The sequence below is a fragment of the Arthrobacter sp. CAN_A2 genome (assembly GCF_015752045.1).
GTDB lineage: Bacteria > Actinomycetota > Actinomycetes > Actinomycetales > Micrococcaceae > Arthrobacter_D.
Map to the genome: position 1 here is coordinate 258,203 of NZ_JADOUS010000006.1, position 19,676 is coordinate 277,878.

The 19,676-nt window shown below is 69.6% G+C and carries 22 protein-coding genes and 1 riboswitch; of the genes, 11 read left to right on the forward strand and 11 right to left on the reverse strand.

Annotated elements, in window-relative coordinates; all coding sequences use genetic code 11:
* Positions 1 to 4: 4 nt before the first annotated feature.
* Positions 5 to 1,246, reverse strand: a complete 1,242-nt coding sequence (locus IWX63_RS10180; protein ID WP_199278044.1) for a glycoside hydrolase family 26 protein — start codon at positions 1,244 to 1,246, stop codon at positions 5 to 7.
* 17 nt (positions 1,247 to 1,263) lie between these two features.
* Positions 1,264 to 1,338, reverse strand: a riboswitch (cyclic di-GMP riboswitch).
* A gap of 296 nt (positions 1,339 to 1,634) precedes the next feature.
* Here IWX63_RS10180 and IWX63_RS10185 point away from each other — a divergent pair.
* Entirely contained in the window at positions 1,635 to 2,306 is a 672-nt protein-coding gene (locus IWX63_RS10185; RefSeq protein ID WP_199278045.1) for a peroxiredoxin-like family protein, read from the forward strand.
* Positions 2,307 to 2,364: 58 nt separating this feature from the next.
* Here the strand turns inward: IWX63_RS10185 and IWX63_RS10190 are convergent, their stop codons facing one another.
* The 5 genes from IWX63_RS10190 to IWX63_RS10210 all read right to left on the reverse strand — a co-directional run bounded on the left by IWX63_RS10190 (position 2,365) and on the right by IWX63_RS10210 (position 7,723).
* Positions 2,365 to 2,628 carry a hypothetical protein gene (locus IWX63_RS10190; protein WP_199278046.1) on the reverse strand — a complete coding sequence of 88 codons (264 nt, stop codon included), beginning with the start codon at positions 2,626 to 2,628 and terminating at the stop codon, positions 2,365 to 2,367.
* A 132-nt stretch (positions 2,629 to 2,760) separates the two neighbouring features.
* On the reverse strand, positions 2,761 to 4,401 hold the full coding sequence (locus tag IWX63_RS10195; protein WP_199278047.1) for a GAF domain-containing sensor histidine kinase: 1,641 nt from the start codon (positions 4,399 to 4,401) through the stop codon (positions 2,761 to 2,763).
* Positions 4,402 to 4,941: 540 nt separating this feature from the next.
* Positions 4,942 to 5,697, reverse strand: a complete 756-nt coding sequence (locus tag IWX63_RS10200) for an ANTAR domain-containing protein (RefSeq protein ID WP_199278048.1) — start codon at positions 5,695 to 5,697, stop codon at positions 4,942 to 4,944.
* Positions 5,698 to 5,875: 178 nt separating this feature from the next.
* Positions 5,876 to 6,424 carry a sigma-70 family RNA polymerase sigma factor gene (locus IWX63_RS10205; protein WP_334685786.1) on the reverse strand — a complete coding sequence of 183 codons (549 nt, stop codon included), beginning with the start codon at positions 6,422 to 6,424 and terminating at the stop codon, positions 5,876 to 5,878.
* A 282-nt stretch (positions 6,425 to 6,706) separates the two neighbouring features.
* Complete coding sequence (locus IWX63_RS10210; RefSeq protein ID WP_199278050.1) at positions 6,707 to 7,723, reverse strand: LacI family DNA-binding transcriptional regulator; 1,017 nt, start codon at positions 7,721 to 7,723, stop codon at positions 6,707 to 6,709.
* A 110-nt stretch (positions 7,724 to 7,833) separates the two neighbouring features.
* On the opposite strand from IWX63_RS10210, the gene IWX63_RS10215 reads away from it, so the two are divergent.
* The 4 genes from IWX63_RS10215 to IWX63_RS10230 all read left to right on the forward strand — a co-directional run bounded on the left by IWX63_RS10215 (position 7,834) and on the right by IWX63_RS10230 (position 10,869).
* Complete coding sequence (locus tag IWX63_RS10215; RefSeq protein WP_199278051.1) at positions 7,834 to 8,568, forward strand: sugar phosphate isomerase/epimerase family protein; 735 nt, start codon at positions 7,834 to 7,836, stop codon at positions 8,566 to 8,568.
* Entirely contained in the window at positions 8,565 to 9,686 is a 1,122-nt protein-coding gene (locus tag IWX63_RS10220; RefSeq protein WP_199278052.1) for a Gfo/Idh/MocA family protein, read from the forward strand. Before IWX63_RS10215 ends, IWX63_RS10220 begins: the two co-directional genes overlap by 4 nt.
* 323 nt (positions 9,687 to 10,009) lie before the next feature.
* A complete protein-coding gene (locus IWX63_RS10225; RefSeq protein WP_104167874.1) occupies positions 10,010 to 10,642 on the forward strand; it encodes a uracil-DNA glycosylase in 633 nt (210 codons plus the stop codon).
* Positions 10,643 to 10,692: 50 nt separating this feature from the next.
* Positions 10,693 to 10,869 (forward strand): hypothetical protein, encoded by a 177-nt coding sequence (locus IWX63_RS10230; RefSeq protein ID WP_199278053.1) that lies wholly within the window; start codon positions 10,693 to 10,695, stop codon positions 10,867 to 10,869.
* Here the strand turns inward: IWX63_RS10230 and IWX63_RS10235 are convergent.
* The 3 genes from IWX63_RS10235 to IWX63_RS10245 all read right to left on the reverse strand — a co-directional run bounded on the left by IWX63_RS10235 (position 10,866) and on the right by IWX63_RS10245 (position 12,127).
* Positions 10,866 to 11,174: a hypothetical protein gene (locus IWX63_RS10235; protein WP_199278054.1), complete on the reverse strand. Its 309-nt coding sequence runs from the start codon at positions 11,172 to 11,174 to the stop codon at positions 10,866 to 10,868. The genes IWX63_RS10230 and IWX63_RS10235 overlap by 4 nt on opposite strands.
* Before the next feature lie 168 nt (positions 11,175 to 11,342).
* A complete protein-coding gene (locus tag IWX63_RS10240) occupies positions 11,343 to 11,555 on the reverse strand; it encodes a hypothetical protein (RefSeq protein WP_199278055.1) in 213 nt (70 codons plus the stop codon).
* 152 nt (positions 11,556 to 11,707) lie between these two features.
* Entirely contained in the window at positions 11,708 to 12,127 is a 420-nt protein-coding gene (locus tag IWX63_RS10245) for a DUF1801 domain-containing protein (protein ID WP_199278056.1), read from the reverse strand.
* A 132-nt stretch (positions 12,128 to 12,259) separates the two neighbouring features.
* On the opposite strand from IWX63_RS10245, the gene IWX63_RS10250 reads away from it, so the two are divergent.
* From IWX63_RS10250 to IWX63_RS10260, 3 genes are all read left to right on the forward strand, one after another.
* A complete protein-coding gene (locus IWX63_RS10250; RefSeq protein WP_199278057.1) occupies positions 12,260 to 13,327 on the forward strand; it encodes a spore photoproduct lyase family protein in 1,068 nt (355 codons plus the stop codon).
* 63 nt (positions 13,328 to 13,390) lie between these two features.
* The gene (locus tag IWX63_RS10255) at positions 13,391 to 14,554 is read left to right on the forward strand and encodes a glycoside hydrolase family 26 protein (protein ID WP_334685787.1); all 1,164 of its coding nucleotides are present in this window, start codon (positions 13,391 to 13,393) and stop codon (positions 14,552 to 14,554) included.
* On the forward strand, positions 14,551 to 15,300 hold the full coding sequence (locus tag IWX63_RS10260) for a YqjF family protein (protein WP_334685788.1): 750 nt from the start codon (positions 14,551 to 14,553) through the stop codon (positions 15,298 to 15,300). The genes IWX63_RS10255 and IWX63_RS10260 overlap by 4 nt, the downstream gene beginning before the upstream one ends.
* Positions 15,301 to 15,366: 66 nt before the next feature.
* On the opposite strand, the gene IWX63_RS10265 is transcribed toward IWX63_RS10260, so the two are convergent.
* Complete coding sequence (locus tag IWX63_RS10265; protein WP_199278058.1) at positions 15,367 to 16,065, reverse strand: SDR family oxidoreductase; 699 nt, start codon at positions 16,063 to 16,065, stop codon at positions 15,367 to 15,369.
* 144 nt (positions 16,066 to 16,209) lie between these two features.
* Between IWX63_RS10265 and IWX63_RS10270 the strand changes: the two genes are divergently transcribed.
* Genes IWX63_RS10270 through IWX63_RS10280 form a run of 3 tightly spaced genes read left to right on the forward strand, consistent with a single transcriptional unit; the run spans position 16,210 to position 18,696 of the window.
* Positions 16,210 to 16,647, forward strand: a complete 438-nt coding sequence (locus tag IWX63_RS10270) for a YybH family protein (RefSeq protein WP_199278059.1) — start codon at positions 16,210 to 16,212, stop codon at positions 16,645 to 16,647.
* Positions 16,644 to 18,059, forward strand: a complete 1,416-nt coding sequence (locus IWX63_RS10275; protein ID WP_199278060.1) for a purine-cytosine permease family protein — start codon at positions 16,644 to 16,646, stop codon at positions 18,057 to 18,059. The genes IWX63_RS10270 and IWX63_RS10275 overlap by 4 nt, the downstream gene beginning before the upstream one ends.
* The gene (locus IWX63_RS10280; RefSeq protein WP_199278061.1) at positions 18,046 to 18,696 is read left to right on the forward strand and encodes a cyclase family protein; all 651 of its coding nucleotides are present in this window, start codon (positions 18,046 to 18,048) and stop codon (positions 18,694 to 18,696) included. The genes IWX63_RS10275 and IWX63_RS10280 overlap by 14 nt, the downstream gene beginning before the upstream one ends.
* Before the next feature lie 101 nt (positions 18,697 to 18,797).
* Here IWX63_RS10280 and IWX63_RS10285 read toward each other — a convergent pair whose 3' ends face one another.
* Positions 18,798 to 19,661 (reverse strand): aldo/keto reductase, encoded by an 864-nt coding sequence (locus tag IWX63_RS10285; protein WP_199278062.1) that lies wholly within the window; start codon positions 19,659 to 19,661, stop codon positions 18,798 to 18,800.
* Positions 19,662 to 19,676: the final 15 nt, after the last annotated feature.

Sequence of the window (19,676 nt, forward strand, 5' to 3'; positions counted from 1 at the left end):
GTGGTCAGCGCCGGACGGCGAGGCCGGTCGCGAAGGCGTCGGCCGAGGCAGTGGTGCTGTCGATGCGCCAGTCGGTCTCCTTGGCGATGTGGAACCAGACGAGCGCGACGACGTCCTGCTGCGCGGAGACGTACCTGAACAGGGTGGAGATCCACTGGGGTTTGGAGCCGCCGATCTCGGACGAGGCCGTCTCGGCGATCATGATCGGCGTGCCCGGGGCGAGCTTCCGGAGTTGCGCGATGCCGTCGCCGAACAACGCCTCGGGTTCCTGCCAGGAGGTCCACGACTGCGACGTGCCCCAGTTGTACCCGTCGAGCGCGACGATGTCGACGTATTCGGCGCCCGGGTACAACTGGTCCAGGGGCGTGGATCCCCAGTAGGGGACGTTGGGGTTCCAGACCCAGCTGATGTTGGTCGCGCCCGTGGAGGCGACGACGTCGTGCACGTGCCGGTAGGCGGCGATGTAGTCGCCCGCGGTGTTGCCGTTGACTCCCGCGGCCCAGGGGTACCAGTTGCCGTTCATCTCGTGCGCGAAGCGCAGGTACACCGGCTGCCCCCAGCGTCCGAGATCCGTGCCCCACGCGCGGAGGTGGGCGTCGAACTCGCCGGCCGCGATCCGGTCGAGGGAGTAGGCGGGCTGCTCGGTGCCGCCACCCCAGGTCCACGGCTCCCACGTCAGCAGCGTCTCGGCGCCGCGCGCGCGCACGGCGTCCAGTTCGGCGATGGGAGCCGGCTGGTTGAAGTCCTTGTAGGACAGCACGAGCGAGGGGGCCTCGCCCGCGAGTGCTGCGACGGCGTCGAGCTCGCCACCTGCCGCCGGCCCGCCATCGGTGCCGATGCCGAAGCGGATGGCCTTCGGTGCGCCCGGTGCGGGCGCCGGGGCGAGGACGGTGTAGCGGGCGCTCCCGGTGGTGGTACCGGCCGTCGCCGTGATGGTCACCGGGCCGGTCCCCGCCGGGACGATCGATACCGAGAAGGCGCCCGTCGGCGTCGTGGTCAGGGAGGCACGCGCGGTCCCTGCCACGACGGTCCCCCTGGTTTTCCTGGGGAAGCCCGCCCCCGTCACCGTCACGGCGGTACCGGGTGTTCCCGAGACGCTGCTCAGCGTGATCGTGGCGGCGGGTGCGGCCTGGGCGGACGCCGGCGTCAGCCCGACCATCAGGACGGACAGCGCCGCGACGACCACGACGAGCCGTGCCGCGGTCGTCCGGACCGCGGATGCTGCGAGACGGGGAACGGGAAGCATGATCGGCACCTCGCTGGTTCGGTGGCCCGGCTGACCGCGAGGGTCCCGTGGCTTTGCGTCCCCGGCTCGCGCCGGGTTTGCCTTTGTCGCCGAGCGGTCACCCGGGCGTCGTCGGTCCGCGCGCTGCAGCGGGCCAACCCCAGTGTGCCGTCGCACCTGCAGGGCAGACGCCGGAATTCGCCGAACGACGGCAAAGGATTCCGGCAGGTCTTCCGCAGGACGCCCCCGGACGGGCGCCGGCCGCAGGGAAACGGCCCGGACGCCCCGCCGGACGGGGCGGGCGGCGGCGGGACGCGCGCACCGGCCTTGGGAAATCCTGTGTCCTGGCCCACACTTAGAACAGCGATGGGCTCGAGGCTCCCGTCGTGGATGTGCGGACGGGGAAGAGATGAAGCAAAGACAGAAATTCACGGACACGATCGCTGCGCAGGTGGACGAGTTCAAGCCGACGTTCGAGGCGCAGGTGGGTCCGGCGCTGGCGGAGGTCTTCGAGATGGAGCAGGAGGAACTCCGACGCGCGGGACTCCCGGAAGGAATGGCCCAGGTGGGCGCCAAGCTTCCCGATGTCCTCCTGTACGACGACGCGGGACGGCCGATGCCGCTGAGCGAGGTCCTTGGCGCCGCAGCCGCGATCATCATCTTCTATCGTGGGGCGTGGTGCCCCTACTGCAGCATCGCCCTGCAGACCTATCAGCGGGAACTGAGCCCCCTCGCGGAGACCTTCGGCACGCGGTTCATCGCCATCAGCCCACAGGACCCGAAGATCGTGCGGAAGATGGCGCAGGACAGGGGGCTGTACCTGCCGCTCTACTCGGACGCGGGGAACGCCCTCGCCGCGCGGCTCGGGATCGTCACGTCCCCGAGCCCGGAGTCGACGCTGGCGCGGATCGCGCTCGGAATCGACGTCGCCGGATCCAACATGGACCGGATCCTGACGATCCCCTTCCCCACGGTGATCGTCGCCGACGCGACGGGCACCATCCGCTTCATCGATGTGCACACCGACTACACCAACCGGACGGAGACCAGCGATATCATCGACGCCCTCGTGTCGCTCTGAGGTATGCCGGCGCACTGAGGTCCGCCGTCGGCGGGAGGGCGCCCCACCGCCCGCCGGGTCAGGCTTCCTGGGCCTCGCCGTCGGGGTCGACCTCGATGTCGGCGGCGGCCGGGGTGTCACGGATCAACTGGCGGCGGTCGAGCTCCTCGCGCAGTTCGTGGTGCTGGCCCTCGGTCTCCGCGTCCACTCCACCGTCACGGATGTACTGAGCATCCCTCGAGCGGTGGTTCCTGCTGTTCAGGATGTCCAGGTCATCCCGATCGATCGATGTCAGATCCTCCGGAAAGACCTTCTCCGGATCCAGTCTGCTGCTATCACTCACGTCGTGCCTCATTCAGGTACCAAGAACTCAAGAGCCCCGCTTCTAGAGGCGAGACCGACACTACCGCAACGGCTTCTCAACTTTCGAGTGGCCCCGGGCAGGGATCCTGCATCGTCGTGCCTCAGGCGAGGCTCAGCTCCCCCGGGCGGTCAGGGGGACGGTGAGCAGGACGCGGGTTCCACGGCCGGGGGTGCTCGAGATCGAGAGGGTGCCCCCGCAGAGTTCGGCGTGGCGCCGCATGCCGGTCAGGCCGGGGCCCGAGGACGGCTCGGCGAACCCGATGCCGTCGTCGATGATCTGCATCTCGAGGTGGTCCTCGAGGGCCTGGACCGTGATCGTGACGGAGTGCGCTGCGGCGTGACGGAGTGCGTTGGACAGGCCTTCCTGGAGGACTCCCCGCACATGTTCGGCCGATCCCGGGTCCATGGCGGCGTCGAGCGGCCCGGAGAGGTTCAGGTCGGGTTGAAGCGCGTGCTCCCGGGCGGTGGCCTCGACGAGGGCGAAGATGCCGGCACTGAAGTTCGGTGTGACCTGGGGGACCGACCGCAGGGAGTAGATGGTGTCGCGCAGCTCCCGGATGGTGGCATCCAGTTGTGCGGTCACCGCACCGATGCGTTCGAGGGCTTTCCGGTCCGAGAGGTGTTTGCGCAGGTTCTGGATGCTCAGGCCGGCCGCGAACAGGCGTTGGACCACGAGGTCGTGGAGGTCGCGTGCAATCCGGTCCCGATCACCGAACACCGCCTCCTGTTCCCGTCGCCGGTGGGCCCGCAGCAGTTCCAGGGCCAGCGACACGTTGGACGTGAACGTCCGCACCATCTCGTGGTCGACGTCGGTGAACGGGAAGGCCGATCGGCGACCGAAGAGGATGTACCGCCGTTCCCCTGACCCGGCGAGCCGCACACACAGGGCCGTCGACGGTGCGGGAGGCGAGAAACCGGGCAGCAGGCCGTCGATCTCCGCCGGTGTCAGCAGCAGCGGAGTTGACGTCGCCGTCAGGTCGTCCAGCAGTGCCGGATAGTCCCAGGAGTCACTGGCGAAGGAGCCGGCGTCCGGGCCGGCGGCCGCCTCGCAGAGGAGCCCGCGCCGGTCACCGGTCTCGCGGAGAACGAGGGTGAGGTCGCTGTGCGATGCTCGCAGCGCGTGGTGCGCGGTCGATTCGGCAGGGCTCCGGGAAGGGTCGGTCTGTTCGAGGATCTCGCGGACCGCGTCGAGGCCACCCTCCAGCCACCGTGTCCGGCGGGCCGAGTCGTCGAACAGGTGCGAGTTCGCGATGGCGATGGCGGCTGCGGCGGCGAGAGCGACGAGGAGTTTCTCGTCGGTGCCGGTGAATCCGCCTCCCCCGTTCTTCTCGGTCAGGTAGAGGTTCCCGAAGACCCTGTCGTGGATCCGGATGGGAACATCGACGAAGGACCTCGTCCGCGGATGCTGTTCTGGGGTCCCGCCTGCACGCTCATGCTGCGGCAGGTCGTGCGGGGGTGAGGAATGCGCGTGAGCGAGCGAAAGGCCCGGAGCATCGTGCCCCCGGGGCTGCGGGAAGGTCTTCCCGGCCGCGTCGTTCTCGAGTCCGACGGTGATGAAGGCGCTGAGCAGCCGGTCCGGGCCGATCACTCCCAGGGCCCCGTACCGTGCGTCGACCAGTGCGCAGGCCGCGGACGCGACACGTTCCAGGACGGTGTTCAGATCGATGTCCTCGGCCATCGCGCCGAATGCCCCGACGAGCGCGCTGATGCCGGCCGGCGTCGCGGGATGCAGGTCTCCTTCATGGGTGGCCATTGCCGAGAGATGCCTGGCTACCGGTGCCACAGGACGCCCCCGGGACGGTCGGGGTCTGGCTCGACCCGGGAGCCCGGGGTCCGCGATGGGATCCCCGAGCCGACGATGGCGCGATCCGCGTCGCGGTCGATGTCAGGAGGCGATGCGAGCCCTGGCGTGTCCTTCATCATGTCAGGATGCATGATTGGGCGGGTGTGTCGCGTCACTTCTTGCCGGAGAACAACGGGTTGCACCATGAGCCGGGCATGAACAGGAGCGCAGGGCGCGTGGCCCTGCACTCCTGTCGCCCCCGGTGCCGTTTGCTCGACCCGGGGACTCCTCCCAGTCAAGGGCGGATCCGGCGTGGAATCAACCGTGCCTCACGCGGCCCGGAATTCAGCGAAGTGTGAGTCGGGCCGGTTGATGCGGGCAACGGAGAGCAAGTGTTCCCCGGGGGCAACCGCGTGACGGCTGTCCACCCGGGTCTCGATGACAAGCACCGGAGCGGGACGACCTCTCACTGCGGAGGCTGGACTACCGGTGCTGGGCGTGCAGTCGACATCAGTGGTCGAAGTGCGTGGTGAGCGGTTCCGCCTGCCCTACCGACGTGAGGATGCTTGCAGCGAGGTCCGACACCTTCACGTTCCGTGTGGACGACGCCTGCCGGAGGATCGCGAACGCTTCCTTCTGGGTGCACCTGTTCTGGGCCATGATCGCACCGATGGCGGTGTCGATCGTGGTGCGGGTGGTCATGGCGGCTTTGAGGTGCTGAGTGTCTTCGCTGAGTTTGGCGATCCGCACGGCCAGTCGCAGGGACCGTGAGGCGTCGCGCGCGAGGCCCTCGGCAACAGTGATGCCCTTGGCGTCGAAGGCGTCCGGGGTGGTGGAGTAGAAATCCAGGCCGGCACTGGCTCCGTCTTCGAGCCGGATGGGAATGCCGAGGGCAGAGCGCAGGCCGTAGGACGCGATGGCCTGGCGGTACTCGGGGAAGCGTTCCTCGGTGAGGAAATCCCGGATGTGCACGGTGTCGCCTGTCCGGGCGGCCCGGAGGCAGGGGCCGTCGTCGAACCCGTACTGCACCTCATCGACCTCGCGAGCCCTGTCGCTGCTGCTGGCGACGGTGATCATCGATCGCGGACGCAGGAGCGTGACCCCGCAGAACACCTCGCCGTATGCGCTGCTGAACGCTTCGGAGGCTATGGTCGCCAGTCCGGTGAGGAAATCCTGGACGTCGTCGCTTTCGAGGACCATGTCCTGCAGGAGCGCGGTGACCGGATGACGTTCGATCTCGCGAGCAAGTTCTTTCTCGTCGGGCATGCGGGCTGATTCCTTTGACGAAGCGGCTGGTGGGCCGACGATCCGAGTTACAGCGATCCGATCCGAACGGGCCCCGGGTCGTCGCGGCAGCGGGCCCGTCGGGAAACGTGTTCGGGGGAGCCGGGCGGGACGCTTTCTTCCAGAGAACTATACGACCTGGCAGCAGGGTGTCGTTGGTTCAGTGGGTGTCCTGGAGCGAGGTCCTGAGGCGTTTGATACCGTCCCGGATCCGGGTCTTGGCGGTCGGACCGGGGATGCCGAGGTGATCGGCGACCTCGATGTAGGTCAGACCGGCGTAGTAGGCGAGGTGGATCGCCTCACGCTGCGCCGCGGACAGGATGCTCAGGCGGGCCCGGACCGCGTCGGCCTCGGACTGCTGGACCACGGTGTCTGCGACCTGGTCGTAATCGATGTCCTGATTCCTGATCCCCCACTTCAGGTCCCTGGTCCGGTGGGATTCCTCGGACCGGACCTTGTCGACGGCGCGACGGTGCGCGACGGTCATGATCCAGGACATCCCGGTCCCCAGGGCGGGATCGAATCGCTTCGCTGCGCCCTGCCAGAGGGCGAGGAAGACGTCCTGCGTCGTCTCGGAGCTCATCTCGGCATCGATGAGCACCTTGCGGGCAAGCCCGTGGACGCGGGCGGAGGTCTGCCTGTACAGGTCCTCGAAGGCCTGCGCGTCACCCTGCCCCACCCGGACGAGGAGGGAATCGATGTCGCTCACAGGTCGGTCCGAGTCGACGGCGGCAGACGCAGCAGAAGGTGCTGGAGGAGTGGAGAGAGACTCCGGAGAGAGCCGGCCGGGGGCCGGGAGCTTGGCGTTCTGCATATGCGTGAGACCTTCTGCCGACCGTCGGCTTGATTCAGGCGATCGTGCGGCACTGGGTGCCGCACGTCACCTGATTGCTAAAGAACCTAGGGACAGCAAACCATAGGTCTTCCGGCGCTCGACAGCACGATGGGTGGAGGTGCGCAGATCTTGCGCATAGTCAGGGTCCAAGCCCGCTCAGCCCGCGGTACTGGACCTGACCACGAGTTCGCTGTGCGGCATGGACTCCGCCTGGACCAGGCCGGTGTCGAGCAGGGCGAGCAGGAGGCCGGCAGCCACCCGGCCCTGCGTGCCCGGGTTCCTGGACAGGGCCGTGACCGAGGGGGATGCGAGCCGGCAGTGCAGCGAGTCGTCCCAGCTCACGATCGCGACGTCGTCCGGGCAGCGCACGCCGAGCCCGCGCAGGGCGAGCAGCCCTCCCATCGCCATGAGGTCGTTGCCGAACACCACCGCCGTCACCGGCTCCTCCCGTGCGCGGAGGAGGGTCATGACGGCGTCGTGCCCGGCGAGGAGCGCGTAATCCGCCTCGTACTGGACGACCACCATGCCGTGGGCCGCCGCGCGCTCCCGCACCCCGCGGACGCGCTCCTCCTCGTGGACGAACCGGTGCGGGCCGGACACGTGTGCGATACGGCGGTGCCCGGCGTCGTGGAGGTGCTCGACGATGGTCGCGGCGTCGGCCGCGTGGTCCGTCGTCGTTCCGGAGAAGGCGGGAGGGACGCCGGTCTCGGGGGCCCCGTGCAGCACGAACGGCATGCCCAGCCGGTCCAGCAGGGCGGGCCGCGGGTCGTCGAGCAGATGATCGAACACGAGGACGCCGTCGACCTTCCGCTCGCCGGCCCAGCGCTCGTAGGTGGCCCGCTCCTGGGCGGGATCCCTGCCCACCATGCGCAGCATCAGGGCCATGTCGCCCTCGGCGAGGACTGTCTCGATGCCGGCGAGAAGCGCCATGGAGTAGGGCTCCGTGCCGATCAGCAGGGGATCGGCGGACAGCACCACACCGACGGCACCCGCGCGCGAGCGGGAGAGTGCGCGCGCGGACGCGCTGGGATACCAGTCGAGCTCCTCGGCAAGGTCCAGGACCCGGCGGCGGGTCACTTCGCTGACCCCCGGCTGGCCATTGAGCGCGTAGGAGACGGACGCCTTCGAGATGCCCAGTCTCTTCGCCAGGCCGGCAATGGTTTCCTTGGCCATGCCCTCACGATAGCCCTACGCATTGCTTGACCGGCCCCGGGATATCACCTAGGTTCGGGGAAAACCTGAACCGGTTCAGTGTCCCCTTTTCCCAGCGAGGAGAACCCCCTGTGACGTATTCGCTCCAGCTCTACACCCTGCGGACGGCCCTGGGGGAGGATCTGCCGGGCACCATCAGGCGTGTCGCCGACCTGGGCTACACCGCCGTCGAGCCCTACAACTTCGTCGCCACCGCCGACGAGCTGGCCGAGGCGCTGACCGCCAACGGGCTGAGCGCCCCGTCCGGCCACGCGCCCCTCCTCCGCGCCGACCAGGACGAGATCTTCGAGGCCGCGCGGAAGCTCGGGATCGGCACGGTGATCGACCCCCACGTGGAGCGCTCGCACTGGACCACGGACGAGGACATCAGGGCCACCGCGGAAGCCCTCAACGCGGCAGCGAGGAAGGGTGCCGGTTACGGCATCACCGTCGGGTACCACAACCACGAGTTCGAGCTGGAGGAGCGCATCGGCGACACCTCCGCCCTCGAAGTCCTCGCCGGCTACCTCGACCCGGAGGTGGTCCTCGAGGTGGACACCTACTGGGCGGCCGTCGGCGGCGAGGACCCCGCCGAGCTGCTCCGCCGCCTCGGCGACCGCGTGCGCTTCATCCACATCAAGGACGGTCCACTCACCAGGAACGACAAGGAACAGGTCGCCGTCGGCTCCGGCAGCATGCGCGTCCGGGAGGTGCTCGACGCCGCCCCCGGGCTCGAGGCCGCCGTCGTCGAACTCGACGACTTCGACGGCGACATCTTCACCGCCATCGCCGACAGCCTCGCGTACCTGAACGGGGGGACGAAGTGAGCACCCCGGGCGGCCGCACAGGCCCCGTGGGGATCGCCGTGATCGGCGCCGGGGCCATCAGCAAGGAGTACCTCACGAATCTGACGGCTTTCCCGGATGTGACGGTGCACATCGTCGCCGACCTGGTCGAGGAGGTCGCCGCTGCGCGGGCCGCGGAGTTCGGGGTGCCGTCCTCCGGTGGCGTCCAGGACGCGTTGGACCATCCCGACGTGGAGATCGTGGTGAACCTGACCATCCCGGCCGCGCACGTCGAGGTGGCAACCGCGGCGGTGGACGCAGGCAGGCACGTGTGGAGCGAGAAGCCCTTCTCGCTGGACCGTGAGAGCGGCATCGGCCTGCTGAAGACCGCCGATGCCGCCGGTGCGCGCCTCGGCTGCGCACCCGACACGTTCCTCGGTGCCGGGCTGCAGACCGCGCTGCGCCTCGTGGCGCGCGGTGACATCGGCGTCCCCCTGACGGCGCTGACCCTCATGCAGTCCCCGGGCCCCGAATCCTGGCACCCGAATCCCGCCTTCCTCTTCCAGGAGGGCGCCGGGCCGCTGTTCGACATGGGTCCCTACTATCTGACCGCCCTCGTCCAGACCTTCGGCGCGATCACGAAGGTAGGGGGCTTCGGGTCGACCTCCCGGCAGACCCGGACCATCGGATCCGGCCCGAAGGCCGGTGAGGCCTTCGACGTCACCGTCCCCTCGCATGTCAGCGCGATCGCCCGGTTCGCGAACGGGGAGTCCTCGCAGAGCATCTTCAGCTTCGACTCGCCGCTCCAGCGCGCGGGTTTCATCGAGGTGACCGGCACCGAGGCGACCCTCGCGTTCCCCGATCCGAACTACTTCACGGGCGACCTCCTGCTCACGCGCCGGGGGAGCAGCGAACCGGAGGTCATCCCGGCGGTCGGTGCGACGTCCACCCGGGGCAGCGGAGTGCTGGAGATGGCCCGCGCCCTCCGGGGAGGACGCCCCCACCGCGCCCAGGGCGAGATGGCGTACCACGTCCTCGACGCGATGGTCTCGATCTCGGAGAGCATCGCCACGGGTGAATTCGTCTCGCTCTCGAGCACCGCCACTGCCGCCGAGCCGCTGCCCGACGACTGGGACCCGTACGCCGCGACCCTGTCCTGAGCCGTCCGGCCGGACCCCGGGGCCCGCACCGTGCGGACCGGACGCTCAACGACCGGTCGCCGTCCCTCGTGTCCGGGCGCGGGTCCCCGCCGCCCTGCGCCCGTGCGGCCGCGTCCTGGCTGCGCGGGGGCCGCAGGATGCCCGCGGGCAGACCGCGCCGGACGTCGACCGTGGGGCTCCGACGACAGGTGGTCCGTCCATATCGGGTACCCGGTGCGATCGGTCGCCGCGACGCCCGTCGGGTACTGGCGTAGGCTGGGAGGTGCGGACACGTTCGCGCCACCTCTGGCGCCGTCCGCGAGGAGGCGGAATTGGTACAGCGTATGTCAGACCCCACGTACAGGGCACAGCAGTGGGAACAGCGATACGATCCGCAGATCGAGGACGTGAACCGGCTGTGTGACACCCTGGCCGAGTCGAAGCCGGGTTCGGCGGTGCCCTACATCGACCCGATCCACGACGTCGACGGCTGCAAGATCGTCAGCCTCTTCTCGAACCCCGGAGCGTCGTTGCCCTCCGGTTTCGTCTCGTTCGAGAACGACGACCCGAGTTCCATCCGCATGGCGGGGATCTACGAGGCCGTCGGCCTGCGGCCCGACGCCTTCATGCCCTGGAATGCCCACCCCTGGTACCTGCCCGAGGGCAAGGAGCGGGCGCTGACCATGGACCAGATCGCCGACGGCGTGAAGCCCCTGCTCACCTTCCTGCAGCAGGTCCCGCGGGCGTCGGCCCTCGTGGCGCACGGCGCCGACGCGCACAAGGCCGCACGACGGCTGATGAAGCTCGAGAACCGGGCCATCGCCAAGCGTGGTTTCAAGATCTACGAGGTCCGTTCCCCCGGGGAGCGCGCCTTCAAGGGCACGCCCGTCAACCAGGAACTGTGGCTGAAGGAGATCCAGGCGGCCTACACCGATGCGATGGGCCGCGCCGGCATCCGTGCCCGGCAGTCCATCTAGCGCACGTCCTGGTCCCTGCCGTCGTTGCGGATCGGGAACCCCGCGCGCGGATGAGGGTGCGCAGGTCCTTCGGGCCTGATCCCCACCGCGGGAGCATCTCCATGCGCCGGACGACGTCGAGCTCCCTTGCCCTCCGTGAGGTGACGGGGGAGAACGAGGACCTGGGCGTGCCGATCGTCGGCGGCACCCTCGAACAGTACGAGCCGTACGTCCTCGACGCCGGCTAGGACCGCCTCAGCACCAGTCCCCGCAGCGTCGCCGCGATGTCCTCGATGGACTGCTGGACCCACGCGAAGGCGTCGTCGTCCGTCATCTGCGTCTCGGCGTCAGGGGCACCCGAGCGATGCGCGAGGGCGAGGCGGGCGACCGTCCCCTCGAGATGCCCGAGCAGGGCGTCCGTCTCGGCGGTGAGCTGCTGGACGAGGGCGTCCCTGCCCCGCGGATCGAGCCCTCCGGGGACCACGAGGAGCGTGGTCCGCTGCGGCGTGGCGTCGTCCATGGGCATGCGGGCAGGCGGGCACTGTGTGCTCATGTATCTGAGACCTCGGTGTGTGTGATGACGGCACCCTGACATCGCTCAGGGGCGAGAAGACGTTGACAGAGACAGTGTGCCATTAGTCAGCAGCCTTCCCTGCAATTCCATGCCGCAGGAATGACGAAAGTTACCGATGAGTAGGGGCTGTGTGTCCCTGGCCCTCCGTCAGGGATCCTGCTTCGAGGTGAGGTAGGTCGACCCGTCCGGGTTGCGCACCACCGTCCACTGCTGCAACTCCTCCTGGCGTGCACGCTGTGCGTCGTCGTCGAGATAGACGATCGGACCTGCGGTGCTGCCGCGCTGCGCGGGCCCGAAGAACATCCGGAGCTTCCCGGTGGCCTGCATGAAGCGGGTCGACAGCGGATCCTTCGTGCCCATTGATTCCTTTCGGCGTCCCGGCCGGGACGTCGTCCTCCGACGTGCTTTTCGGTCGGAGTGAAGCAGGGAACCCATGGTCAGAATACTCGTGATCCCGTGCGGGGAGGGGGCGGGCCGCTCCCGCGACCTGCACCCGGGGCGGTGGACTCCGCCTACGTGACGTTCTCCGCCGCCATGAAGTCGTATCCCCGCCGCACCAGGTCCTCGAGGACGGCGAGGTCGACGGCGGCGAGTGAGGTGACGTACAGGCACCCGGCTCCGCGCCGATGCCTGCCGAGCTGCGGCAGCAGCTCCTCCGCTCCCGGCGCGGCGAGCAGGCCGTAAAGTGCCTGCGCCGTGGCCCGCGGCGAGAACCCGACGCACAGGGCATCGCCCTCATGGCCCGAGGCGTACCGGTAGTGGTACCGGCCGAAACCGATCATCGACGGACCCCACATGGCGGCGGATTCGCCCGTGACCCGCCCCATCAGGTCGAGCAGGACCAGGGCGTCGGCGCGGCGCGTCGGATGCGCGAGCGCCTCGATGAACGAGCGCGGGTCCTGACCCGTCGGCTGTGTCAGCAGTTCGGCCACGATCGGGCCGCCTTTCCCCGGGGGCGCGCCGTCGGCGCCCGTGCAGCCACAGTAGACGGGTGGTCGGCGAGCCGGAAGTGTCGGTACCGACCGATACCGTCGGGGGAAACGACCGACACCCCGAAGGGTTGTATGCTCCAGGCCGGCAAGCTGCTCCAGATCAGCCGCATCTACGTCGAGCCGGCGGCGGCCGCGCTGCCCCGCGGCCAGGAGATCCTGGCGCGATGGCCGGACGCCGACGTCGTCGAGGTGGCCAGCCATTGGCGCATCCCGGAGCTCAGCGGGGATGAGGCGAACGTCCGCCGGTGGGTCCGGATCAAGACCGAGGCCCTGATCGTCGGTGTCAAGAAGTCGCTCACCGCGAAGCCCAACGGGAGGTCGGCGGACTTCATCGCGCCGTCGACGGCGAACGGCTGCGCCATGGCCTGCGCGTACTGCTACGTCCCCCGCCACAAGGGCTACAGCAACCCGATCACCGTGTTCGCCAACATCGACCAGATCAGCGGCTACCTCGAACGGCACGTGGCACGCCAGGGGATGAAGCTCGAGCCCAACCAGTGCGACCAGCACGCCTGGGTGTACGACATCGGGGAGAACAGCGACTGCTCGGTGGATGCGATCGTCAGCGACAACGTGCGGGACCTCGTCGACCTGTACCGGGACCTGCCGACCGCCAAGCTCTCCTTCGCCACCAAGTACGTGAACCGGGACCTGCTCGCCTGGGACCCGCAGGAGCGCACCCGGATCCGCTTCTCCCTCATGCCCGAGAAGCTCGCCCGCACCGTGGACGTGCGCACCACGCCGGTCGCGGAGCGGATCGCCGCGATCAACGACTTCGTGGAGGCGGGCTACGAGGTGCACGTCAACTTCTCCCCGGTGATCATCACGCCCGGCTGGCAGGACGACTGGCGCGAGCTCTTCGGCCAGCTGGACGCCGCCCTGTCGCCCGCGGCCAGGAGGCAGCTCGCCGCGGAGGTCATCTTCCTCACGCACAACCAGCAACTGCACGAGGTCAAGCTCGGGTGGCACCCGCAGGCCGAGGAGATCCTGTGGCGGCCGGACCTCCAGGAGACCAAACGATCCCAGAACGGGTTCACGAACGTGCGCTATGTCGCGTACGACAAGCGGGGCTACCTCGACGAGTTCCTCCGCCTCGCCGACGCGCACCTGCCCTACTGCCGGATCCGCTACGCCTTCTAGCGTCCCCCGCCGCACCCCGGCCGGCCGCGCCGCGAACGCTCCCGCCGACGGTAGATTGTCACCGTGGTCTCAAACCTTGCGCGCCTCGTCACGGCGCTGGTGCTCCTGTGCCTGTGCGCCTGCAACATCAACCCCGCGGCCGTAGCCTGCGATCCCATCGACGGCCGGAACCTCGCGCCGGCCGACGGCACGCTCATGGGCGTGAACCTGGAGTGGGGGAGGGAGACCCTCGCCGAGTACTCGGACAAGCTCGGCGAGCGCCCCGCCGTCGCCGTGACCTTCGCGGACTTCCCCTTCGCCCCGGAGGACCCGGAGCTCATCAGCGCTGCCGCCGAGCAGGTGCGGCAGACGGGTGCGACGCTCCTGCTGACGTTGGAGCCGGTGCAGGGACTGGCCGCGGTCACCGACGAGCGTTCGCGGGAGCTCGCGGCCCTGCTCGCAGGCTTCAACGCCGCCGGGGTGCCGGTCGTCGTGAGGTTCGCGCACGAGATGAACGGCTCCTGGTACGCCTGGGGGCAGCAGCCCGGTGAGTACATCGCGGCCTTCCGCCGCGTGGCCGACGCCGTCCACCGGGACGCGCCCGGGTCCGCGATGATGTGGGCCCCGAACTACGGGGGCGGCTATCCCTTCGCCGGGGGTGTCCACGAGTCCCTCCCCGGAGACGTCGGATTCCCGGCGCTCGACACCACCGGGGACGGCGCATTGAGCGCCCTCGACGATCCCTACGCGCCCTACTACCCCGGCGACGACGCCGTCGACTGGGTGGGTATGTCCCTCTACCACTGGGGGAACACCTACCCGTGGGGGGAGAGCGAGATGCCGGAGGAGGGCAAGTTCGCCGCCCAGCTCACCGGCACCTACGACGGCGACAACGGCGACGAGACGATGCTCCCGGACTTCTACGCCGATTACGGCGTGGGCCATGGCAAGCCCGTCGCCATCCCGGAGACCGCGGCGCTCGTCGGTGATGACATCGGCGGCCTGCGGACCCTGAACATCAAGCGTGCCTGGTGGCAGCAGGTCTTCGACCCGGCCGTCCGCGAGCGCTTCCCGCGGCTCGCGATGGTCAACTGGTTCGAGTGGAGCAAGGTCGAACCCGAGGTAGGCTCGGCCGTGGACTGGTCCGTCGTCGAGGACCCGGCGATCCGCACCGCCTTCACGGCCGCGTTGCCCGACTGGTACCGATTCGCCGAGAACCCCGAGGACTGTGGAGAGCCGCTGTCATGACCACCGACCATCATCAGGGCCCGGGCCGGTACCTCGCCCCGGACCTGCCACGCCCCGTCATCATGGACCAGTACTGGGCCGACGCCGTCTTCCTGCACTGGCGGATCGATGCCGCGGCCGTGGCAGGGTTCATGCCGCCCGGCGTCGTGCCGGACGTGGTGGACGGCTCGTCCTGGGTGGGACTGATCGGCTTCCGGATGGTCGGCGCGGGACTGGGCCGCGGCCTGCCCGTCCCGTACTTCGGTTCCTTCACCGAGATCAACGTCCGGCTCTACTCGCGCGGGCCTGACGGCACCCGCGGCGTCGTCTTCGTGACGCTGGACGCCTCCCGCCTCGCGGTCGTCCTCGCCGCCCGCGCCGGCGGCATCCCGTACGTGTGGTCGAAGTGCTCGCCGCTCGCGCGCGGGCAGGGTGCGCGCCGCGAGTACGGGTACGACGTCGTCCGGTACCGGCGGCAGGCCGGCAGCCGCTTCGCCGTCCGGCCGGACATGGGCTCGACGGCGGAGGACCCGCTGTCCCTGGAGCTCACCGCGCGCTTCGGGCTGCACAGTGTCCTCGCCGGACGGACCCTCTACATCCCCAACACCCACACGCCGTGGCCGCTCCATCCGGCCACCCTGACGGAGTTCGACGACGGACTGCTCGCTGCGGCGGGACTGATGGTCGACGGTCCGCCGGAATCCGTCCTGTTCTCGCAGGGCGTGCAGACACAGTTCGGGAAGCCCCGCGTGGTCCACACGGGGTGACCCCGGGCACGGGCGCCGGCAGTGGCACAGCCCCCGCCCGCCGCGCCGCAGCAGGCGCACCCTCCGCTAGTCGAGGGTGATGCCCGAGGGGCGGATGCTCACCGTCTCGATCGCCGATTCGCGGGTCGCGTCCACGGCGAGGCGCACGGCCCGGGCCACCTGGTCCGGCTGGATCCACGCCTGGGGCCGGTAATCCCTGCCCTCCCAGGTGTGCAGTTCCTCCTGCATGTCCGTGGCGACCCTGCCGGGGTGGATGGAGCTGACCCGGACGCCGTGCCGGCGTTCCTCCTCGCGCAGCGCATCCGTGAGGGCGCGGAGCGCGAACTTGCTTCCGCTGTAGGCGGCGAAGCCGGCCCCGGAACTGTAGCCGGCGCCGCTGTTGATGGCGATCACCTGGCCGCGGGCGGCGCGCAGGGCCGGCAGCAGCGCCCTGGTGAGGCCGGCGACGGCGAACACATTGACCTCGAAGCTCTCGCGCCAGGCGTCGTCGGACAGCTCCGCCACCGGGCCCATCCGCAGGACACCCGCGGAGTGGACGAGGACATCGAGTCGCGGGATGCCGGCAACCGCAGCAGCCACCTGGCCGGAATCGCGCAGTTCCGCGGCGAACGGTTCCGCCGAGGGGAACGACGACGACAGCTTTGCGAGGGCGGTCAGGTCGCGTCCGCCGAGCAGCAGGTGGTGCGTGGTACCGAGTTCGTCGGCGATGGCACGGCCGATGCCGCGGGAGGCGCCCGTGATGAGCGCGACGGGGGAGGAGGACATGCCCTCACCCTAGCAACGCGTCCGTTTCGCGGGGCGCCGCTCCGTCTACCCCGTGGGCGTGCTTTGACAATGAAGTCCACGTCACACAAGATCACGTGACAACAAAAGTTCACTGGGGGACAACTTAATGAGATGAGAGGGCACATGCCTGACTTGAACCCGCCCGACGACGTCCTCACGGAGGTCGAGGTCCTCGCGGCAGCCGCCGCACTGGTAGCCGCCTTCCGCGCGACCGACACAGGGGCTTATTTCCGGTGCTTCGCCCCGGACGCCACCTTCGTCTTCCACACGGAACCCCACCCGCTCGAGGACAGGGCCGCCTATGAGGAACTGTGGGCGGGATGGATCGCCGATGGCTGGCGCGTGACGGACTGCACCAGCAGCGGTCCGCGCGTCCAGGTGTTCGGAGCGACGGCGGTCTTCACCCACCACGTCCGCACGACCACCTCGGTCGGAGGCGCGAGCGAGACCACCAGCGAGCGGGAGACGATCGTGTTCCGCCGCGCGGGGTCCTCGATCGAGGCCGTCCACGAACACCTGAGCCCCGCCCCCGACGACGCCACGGAAGAGAGCGCCGCATGACGCAGACCACCCGGACCTCGGCGTATCGGCGCCTGTCCGACCACCTCGACAAGAACTCCGACGGGTACGGTCCCCTGCGGGGCACGCTCGGGACTGCGCGCATGGGCATGATCTGGCTCGCCGCCAACCTGGTCGTGACCACCCTGCTCACCGGGACGCTCTTCGTGCCCGGGATCAGCTGGGGTCTCGCGGTCGGCATGATCGTCCTCGGGACCCTGATCGGCGGCTCGGTGCTGGTGCTGGTCGGGAACATGGGCACGCGGACCGGCCTGGCCACGATGTCGCTCACGAAGGGCTCCTTCGGGCTCCGCGGGTCCTTCCTCCCGGTCGCCGCGAACGTGATCATCCTGATGGGCTGGAGCTGGGTCCAGGCGATGCTCGCGGGGGTCACGGTCAACTTCCTCGTCGAGCAGGCCACCGGGTTCTCCAGCCCGGTGCTGTTCTCGGTCCTCTGCCAGCTGCTCGTGGTCTGCCTCGCGATCTTCGGGCACACGGGCATCGCCCGCGTGGAGCCGTGGCTCGCCCTCGTGATCCTTGCCTTCATGGCCTACATCTTCATCACGGCGTTCCTCGCCCACGGTCCCGCGGACTTCGCGGCGATCCCGCAGGACGCCGCCGCCGGGTGGACGCCCGTCGCCACCCTCGACGTCGTCATCGCCACCGCCATCTCCTGGACCGTCCTCTCCGCCGAGTTCAACCGCCTCGCCCGGACACAGTCGGCCGGCATGATCGGCTCCGGCGTGGGCTACGCCCTGTCCACGGTGCTCGCCATGACCCTCGGCGCGACGGCCATCGGCTACGTGGTGCTCGACGGCGGCGAGGCCGTGCCCTTCGACCCCACCGTGATCGTCGCGGCGTTCGGCGCACCGCTGGCCGTCGTGATCTTCCTGTCCGTCATGGCCACGAACACCATGGTGGTCTACGGGATGGTCGCCTCCGTGGTGAACATGGCACCGTCGCGCCGGATCACCTTCCTGCCGACTGCGATCGTCCTCGGCGTGATCTCGATCCTGGGCTCCACGTGGCTGGCGCTCCTCGACCAGTTCACCGCCTTCCTGACGGTGATCGGTGCGCTGTTCATCCCGGTCTTCGCCGTGATGCTCGTCGACTACTACGTGGTGAAGTCGCGCCACTACGGGCGCGACATCCTGCGCGCCCGCGGCGGGGAGTACTGGTACCGCGGCGGGGTCAACATCGCCGCCGTGCTGGTGTGGCTGGTCGGGGCGGGAGCCTCCCTGCTGCTGACCTACCGCATCCCGAGTCCGATCGGCGCCACGATCCCCACCTTCGTGCTCTCAGCCCTGCTGTATCTGGCCTGGGCCGCGGCCACCGGGCGGATCGACCGCACGCGGCGCCCCCGCACCCACCTCCTCGACCTGCCGGAAGAAAGCCCCGCCCATGCGGATCGTTGACCTGTCGCAACCGGTCCACACCGGGATGCAGGTCTATCCCGGTGACCCGGAGGTGACGCTGACGACGGTGGCCACCGTCGTCGAGGACGGCTACCAGGTGGCGGCCCTGCACGCCGGCTCCCACACCGGGACCCACCTGGACGCGCCCCTCCACTCGATCCCCGGCGGCCGGGCGGTGGACGACATCGACCTCGCCCGGCTCGTGGGGCCGGCGAGGATCGTGCAGTGCACGGGCCTCGCCGCCCGCGAGACCATCGAGTGGTCCTCCGTGGCGGATCAGCTCGAGGACCTCGCCGGTGTGTGCATGGTGCTGTTCCGGACGGACTGGTCCGAGCATTTCGGATCGGAGCGCTATCTCGAGCATCCGGTCCTCGCGGCCGAGGTGGCCCGGCGGCTGCTCGCCGCCGGGATCACCGTGGTGGGCGTCGACACCCTCAACCCGGACGCGACCCTCGACAACGGGGACGAGCTGCCGTTCCACACCGTCTTCCTCGGGGCGGACGGCGTGATCGTCGAGAACCTGGCGAACCTGGCGCAGGTCACGTGGGCCCGCCCGCTGGTGTCGGTGCTCCCGCTCGCCCTGGCCGGGACGGACGGCGCCCCGATCCGCGCCGTCGCGATGCAGCCGGACGCCTGACCCCTGACGGACGACGAACGCCCGCACCCCCGGACGGGGTGCGGGCGTTCGTGTGTCGACGGTCGGGGAGGTGGTCTCCCGATGTCGGACGGGCAGTACAACTAGTCGGTGCGGGAGAGCATCGCGATCTCGTCGGAGGACAGGTCGAGCTCCGCGGCGCGGGCCGAATCCTGGATGCTCTCGGGGCGGGACGCACCCGGGATGGGGATGACCGTCGGTGCGAGGGCGAGCTCCCACGCCAGGCAGACCTGCTGGGGGCTGATGCCGTGCGCGTCGGCGATCTCCTGGAAGGGTGTGAACTGCTCGCCGAGCCCGCCGGCCTTCTTGATGCCGCCGAGGGGGCTCCAGGGCAGGAACGCGATGCCGTTCTCGCCGCAGTACCGGAGTTCGTCCTCACTGGACCGGAAGGCAGGGGAGAACTGGTTCTGCACCGAGGCCAGGGCGCCGCCGAGGATCTCGTTCGCCTTCCTGATCTGGTGCACGGAGGCGTTCGAGATGCCCGCCATGCGGATGACGCCCTCATCCAGCAGGTCCTTGAGGGCGCCCACGGAGTCCTCGTAGGGGACCTCGGGGTCCGGCCGGTGGAACTGGTAGAGGCCGATCGCGTCCCCGCCGAGCCGCTTGAGCGAGCCCTTCGCGGCCTCCTTCAGGTACTCCGGGCGGCCGTTCAGCGTCCACGACCCGTCGCCGGGTCGGAGGTGCCCGCCCTTGGTGGCGACGAGGACACCGGAGCTGTCCGCACCGTAGTGCGCCAGTGCCTTCGCGATCAGCAGCTCGTTGTGGCCCACCTCGTCCGCGTCGCGATGGTAGGCGTCCGCGGTGTCGATCAGCGTGACGCCGGCATCGAGCGCCGCATGGATGGTGCGGATGGAACGGTCCTCGTCAGGACGTCCCTCGATGGACATGGGCATGCCGCCCAGGCCGAGGGCGCTGACCGGGGTACCGCCGAGTGAGCGTTGCTGCATTGTCGTTCTCCTTTG